General features: G+C 31.3%; 3 protein-coding genes and 1 tRNA gene. 2 read left to right on the forward strand and 2 right to left on the reverse strand.

The features are described from left to right. Positions 1-2: 2 nt before the first annotated feature. Together AC5LAX_RS08510 and AC5LAX_RS08515 are read right to left on the reverse strand one after the other, a co-directional pair. A tRNA-Arg gene (locus AC5LAX_RS08510) sits at positions 3-77 on the reverse strand. 81 nt (positions 78-158) lie between these two features. Beyond that, positions 159-1,016, reverse strand: a complete 858-nt coding sequence (locus AC5LAX_RS08515) for a helix-turn-helix domain-containing protein (RefSeq protein ID WP_008538804.1) — start codon at positions 1,014-1,016, stop codon at positions 159-161. 303 nt (positions 1,017-1,319) lie between these two features. Here AC5LAX_RS08515 and AC5LAX_RS08520 point away from each other — a divergent pair, with 303 nt between their 5' ends. Next, on the forward strand, positions 1,320-2,774 hold the full coding sequence (locus AC5LAX_RS08520) for an amino acid permease (RefSeq protein WP_117464371.1): 1,455 nt from the start codon (positions 1,320-1,322) through the stop codon (positions 2,772-2,774). Positions 2,775-2,814: 40 nt separating this feature from the next. Further along, a complete protein-coding gene (gene ebgA, locus AC5LAX_RS08525) occupies positions 2,815-5,889 on the forward strand; it encodes a beta-galactosidase subunit alpha (RefSeq protein WP_288908822.1) in 3,075 nt (1,024 codons plus the stop codon). The last annotated feature ends 255 nt before the right edge of the window (positions 5,890-6,144 follow it).

Genomic DNA, 6,144 nt, shown 5'->3' on the forward strand with positions numbered 1-6,144 from the left:
GGTGACCTTGGCAGGACTCGAACCTGCGACCTTTTGATTCGTAGTCAAACACTCTAATCCAGCTGAGCTACAAGGCCATTTGTTTATTGCTCTCACAAGCAACTTCTATATAATAGCATAGATATATTTTTTTGGCAAGTGTTTTTTATAAATTTTTTTTAAGAAAAAGAGTCTTCACCAAAACGCATATATTCTTTGCGATATTCAGAAGGCGTCTCTCCAATGTATTGTGTAAATAATTTAGTGAAATAAGGAGCATGTTGAAAACCTACAGTATAGCTAATATCTGTTATACTCAAAGAAGTTTTTCTTAATAATGTACATGCTTTACTTAGACGATATTGTTGTAAATATTGACTAGGACTTATTTTTAAATATTTTTGAAATAACTTAAAAACATATGTTCTGTCGATATTATTGGCGGTAGCAATATCAGAAATACTGATATTATCAGCATAATTTTTGTGAATGTAATTTAAAATAGCATTGAAATAAACTTCTGTAGTTGAAAGTTCTGCTTTTTGTTTTAAGCGCAAATGATTACCAAGATAGTCAAATAATAAAAAAGTTGTAGAAATACTTTTAAAATAACGTTCTCGTTGAAATTCTTGATAAATTTTTTCAAAAAGATTTTTAAGATGTGTATCTAATTCATTATGAATAATATACGTTTCTGGGCTTAATCCGCACATGCTTAAAAGTTTGTGAATTTGCTTTCCGCGTAAACCGATCCAATGATAACTCCAAGGATTTTCAGGTAAAGGATAATATTTGTTTTTTGTATAAGGCGGTATCATAAAAATATCGCCAGCTTTGATATGGTTTTGTTTATCTTCGATTTGAAAAATACCTTCACCGGCAATGCAATAATGAATTACCCAATAATCAATAGGAACAAATTCATAAGGTTTGGTTGGCTTACATTCTTCATAACCACATTCATAGAGGTGGAAATCTTCGCTTATAGGATTGTTGTTAAATAAAACACTTACATCATTTTTAAAGATTTTTCCCATAAAAACACCTTCAATATTTTTATTTGAGTATATTATAAGAAGAATTCTTGAGATAGTCAATGCAGCATTGTCAACATAAGTATAAAAAATCAACAAATATATATTTTAAATATAATATTTTATCAACATAAATATAAAATATTTCAACATAGCTGATAGAGTCTGATAAGGGCAAATGCTATAATAATAATCGAAGTAAATACGTATATACTTGATAAAAAGATTGATAATTTGTTATTTTTATTATCTTTTATTTATTAAATTAAAAAGAATAATAAGAATATACAGAAAAGGAGAATTGTTATGGATAATCAAAGAGCGAGATTAGGTCAAATAGCTTTAATGATGATGACTTTTTCGGCAGTATATACTTTTCCAAGTATTATTAATAATAGCATACAAATTGGATTAGCTACTATTCCAGCTTATATATTTGGTTCTGTTTTCTATTTCTTACCATTTATTTTGATGATGAGTGAATTTGCTTCAGCAAACTCTGATAAAGAATCTGGTATTCATAGTTGGTTAGAATGCGTTTTAGGTTCTAAATGGGCATTTTTAGGTGCATGGTGTTATTTCTTTGTAAATTTATTCTTCTTCGGTTCTTTATTGCCACAGACATTAATTCAAGGTTCTTATGCACTTTTTGGTACAAATGTTTTTGTGGGTGATAATTCTACATTGATTATTGCATTAGTTTCAATAGTATTATTCTGGATTGCAACATATGTTTGTATCAAAGGTGTAAGTTGGATTTCTATTGTTACAAACTTAGCAGGTAGTGCCAGATTATTCATGGGTATAGCGTTTGTTATCTTAGCGTTTATCGTAGTATTTGGTTTAGGTGAAGCTCCTGCACAAGAATTTTCTATGGAAACAATCACTCCAAGATTTGATTGGACTTTCTTTATGACTATGGCTTGGGTTTTACAAGCTTGTGGTGGTGGTGAAAGTATTGGTGTTTACATAAAAGATGTAAAGGGCGGTAATAAAACTTTTATAAAGGTAATGGTATTATCCACTATCTTTGTTGGTTTGATGTATGTATTAGGTTCCATTGCCGTAGGTTTAGTAGTTCCTACAGCTGCATTACAAAATAACTTTGCTAATGGTATTTTTGATGTATTTAAAATTTTAGGCACACATTTTGGTATTCCAGGCGATATCATGGTTCGCTTAGTAGGTGTAATTTTATTCTTAGGAAGCTTAGGTTCTTTAGCTCTTTGGACAGCAGCTCCAGTAAAAGTATTCTTCTCTGAAATTCCAGAAGGTATTTTTGGTAAATGGATTGTAAAAACTAATCATGAAGGTAACCCAACAAATGCTTTAATTGTACAAGGTATTGTAGTTAGCGTATTGCTTATTATTCCAGCTTTAGGTATCGGAAATATGGATAGCTTCTTACAGATGCTCATCAATATGACAGCAGCAACATCTTTATTACCAGTATTATTATTATTGATTGGTTATATCGTTTTACGTTGGAAAAAAGACGATATGGATAGAAGCTTTAGATTTGGTAGTAGAAATTTTGGTATCTTTGCAGGTGTATTCTTATTACTTGTATTCATCTTCGTCTTCTTCATGTCTACAGTTCCAGACCCAACATTAATTATGCAATATTTAGATGGTACATTACCTCAAGATGCAGCAAATCCTATTTTAACACTTGTTTATAATGTATTAGGTGTAGTAGTATTTATGGGTATTGCTTGGGTTTGTTGGAACCGTTATGAAAAGAAATTAAATCAAAAATAATAAATAGACAAATTTAGATATTATTTAGGAGGAATTTTTTATGAAAACTTGGGAAAATCATCAAATTGATGGAATTAATAGAATGCCAGCAAGAGCACATTTCTTGACATTTCCATCTAAAGAAAAGGCACTTTTAAACAATAATAGATATACTCATGCATTTAAAAATTTAAATGGCGTTTGGAAATTTATGTTTTTAGATGCTCCAGAATATAGTCCTGAAGGCTTCTTTAATAGTGATTTTGATGTAACTAAAATGGACGATATCACAGTTCCAGGAAATTGGCAGTTACAAGGCTACGGCAAAATGCACTATTCTGATTTATGGTATAATTTCCCTATTAATCCACCATATGTACCAACAGAAAACCCAACCGGTATTTATAAACGTACATTTTTTGTAGAAGAAAGCTATCGCGATAAAAAAATCATCATTAGATTTTGCGGTGTAGACTCTGCATATCATTTATGGATTAATGGCAAGGAAGTAGGCTATAGCAAAGTTGCTAGAAATGAATCTGAATTTGATATTACAGATTTAATCCGTGTAGGCGAAGAAAATGATGTAACTGTTCGTGTATATCAATGGTCTGATGGCACATATTTAGAAGACCAAGATATGTGGTGGGAAAGTGGAATTTTCCGCGATGTAGAATTAATAGGTGTGCCTAAAGATGGTATCAATGATTATAAAGTAATTGCTGATTTAGATGATGAATATAAGAATGGTATTTTCAAAGTAGAAGCTTTCTTACGTACAACAAAAGAAGTTAATGTTACTTTTGAATTAGTAGATGCTGGTGAAAATACTGTATTTACAAAAACTGTAGTAGCTAAAGAAGGTAAAGCTTGTATTGATGAAGTAATCGCTGATGTAAATCATTGGACAGCAGAAACTCCTTATTTATACAAATTATTTATGACTGTAGAAGATGACGGTCAAATTGTAGAAGTTATTCCTCAAAATGTAGGTTTCCGCAATATTAGATTAAATGGTGAAACTTTCTTAGTAAATGGTGTAGCTATTAAATTTAAAGGTGTAAACCGTCATGATTATAGCCCACAAAATGGTCGTGTAGTATCTAGAGAAGAAATTGAAAAAGATATTATTTTAATGAAACAATTCAATATCAATGCAATTCGTACATCTCATTATCCTAATTCTTATTATCTATACGATTTATGTGATGAATATGGTATGTATTTAATCGCTGAAACAGATTTGGAATGTCATGGTTTTGAATTGACTGGCGATTATAAATGGATTACAGATGATCCTTCTTGGGAACTTGCTTATGTTTCTAGAATGACTCGCATGATTGAACGCGATAAAAACCATCCTGCTATTATCTTCTGGTCTTTAGGAAATGAATCTGCTTTTGGTTGCAATTTCCGCAAAATGACAGATGTAGCGCATGAAATGGATCCTACAAGATTAGTTCATTATGAAGGTGACTTTGATGTAGAATCTGCTGATGTTTATTCTACAATGTACACATGGATTGAAAATCCAAAGAAACCATATCTCATGAAAGATATCATTGAAAAATCTAAAAAACCACATATTCACTGCGAATATTGCCATGCAATGGGTAATGGCCCAGGAAACTTAAAAGATTATCAAGATTTAGTATATGCTCATGATAAATTACAAGGTGGTTTCGTTTGGGAATGGTTTGACCATGGTATTGAATCCTTCGCAGAAAGTGGAGAAAAATATTATCGCTATGGCGGAGATTTTGGTGATGACCCAAGCAATAAAGATTTCTGCATTGATGGCTTAATCATGCCAGATAGAACACCATCTCCAGGTTTATATGAATATAAAAAAGTTATTGAACCAATTACAACTACTGCTGTAGATATTCAAAAAGGTATCATAAACTTATTAAGTCGTTATGATTTTGCAAATTTAGATAGATTTAACCTCGTTTATAAAGTTATGGAAGATGATGTAATTCTTCAAACTGGATTTATGGCTGTTCCTTCTATTGAAGCTAGAGCAAATAAAGACATTACATTACCATATGATTTATCTGCAATTAAAGTAAAACCAGGAGCTCATTACTATGTAAATATTTCTTATCAATTAAGAGAAGATACAAGCTATGCTTCTAGCGGTCATGAACTTGCTACTGCTCAATTTGAATTACCTTTATATAAAGAAGGTATCGTGGTAAGACCAGAAGGTATTTTAAATGTTGAAAAAGAACATACTACTTTACATGTAAAAGGCGCTAACTTCTCTTTAGACTTTAACTTAGTAAATGGTAATTTAATGAATATCGTTCGTGATGGTATGCAAGTATTGAGCAAAGGTCCTCGCTTAACTTTATGGAGAGCACCTATCAGCAATGATATGGAAATCATTGATAAATTGAAAAAAGTATACTTCTTACATCTTGAACATGAAGTAGTGATGAATATTGATTATCACATGGAAGGCAATATCTTAAAAGTAGAAGTAGATACAATCAATAGTACAACTAATAGTGCATGGCACTTCAAAACAAAATATGTATATACAGTATGCCCATCTGGCGATATCTTAATTGATGTAGAAGGCACTCCTTCTGGTAGAGTTGATTTAGCACCAGATATGTTACCTAGAATTGGTGTAAGCATGCATTTAGATAAATCTATGGAACATGTACGCTATTTCGGTATGGGACCTGGCGAAAACTATGCAGACTCTAAAGAAGCAGCGCAAATGGGCTTATATGCAAATACTGTAGATGGATTATTTACAAACTATGTAATTCCTCAAGAAAATGGAAATCATATGGGTTGTAAATGGGTATCTATGACAAATGACAGAGGTATGGGTCTTTTAGCATCAACTGAAGGTGATTTTAATTTCAGTGCTTCTTGGTATGAAGATAAAGATTTAGATGATGCAAAACATACTTGTGATTTAGTAAAACGTGATTACATTGTATTTAATGTAGATTACAAACAAAATGCTTTAGGTACAAATTCTTGTGGTCAGTGGCAATTAGATAAATATCGTGCAAAATTTGAAGACTTTAAATTATCCTTTAGATTGACTCCATTTAATAATAAAGAAGTTTTGGATAAACATTTAGCTGCTGAAAGAATTTGTCTTGATAAATAATAAAATAGCCTCTAATAAAATTATAATATTATGTACCCTAATGTTTTGTTAGGGTACAATTTTTTTTATAAAAATAAAAGCACTAATAGTAAGTATAACAACTATTAGTGCTTTAGTTTTAAATGATGATGAAAAACAAAAAAAGCTCCGATAAAATCGAAGCTTTAATTTACAAAATGGTGGGCAGGGATGGATTCGAACCATCGTAGCCTACGGCGACGGATTTACAGTCCGTTCCCTTTAACCACTCGGGCA

This window comes from Megamonas sp., from assembly GCF_986095205.1.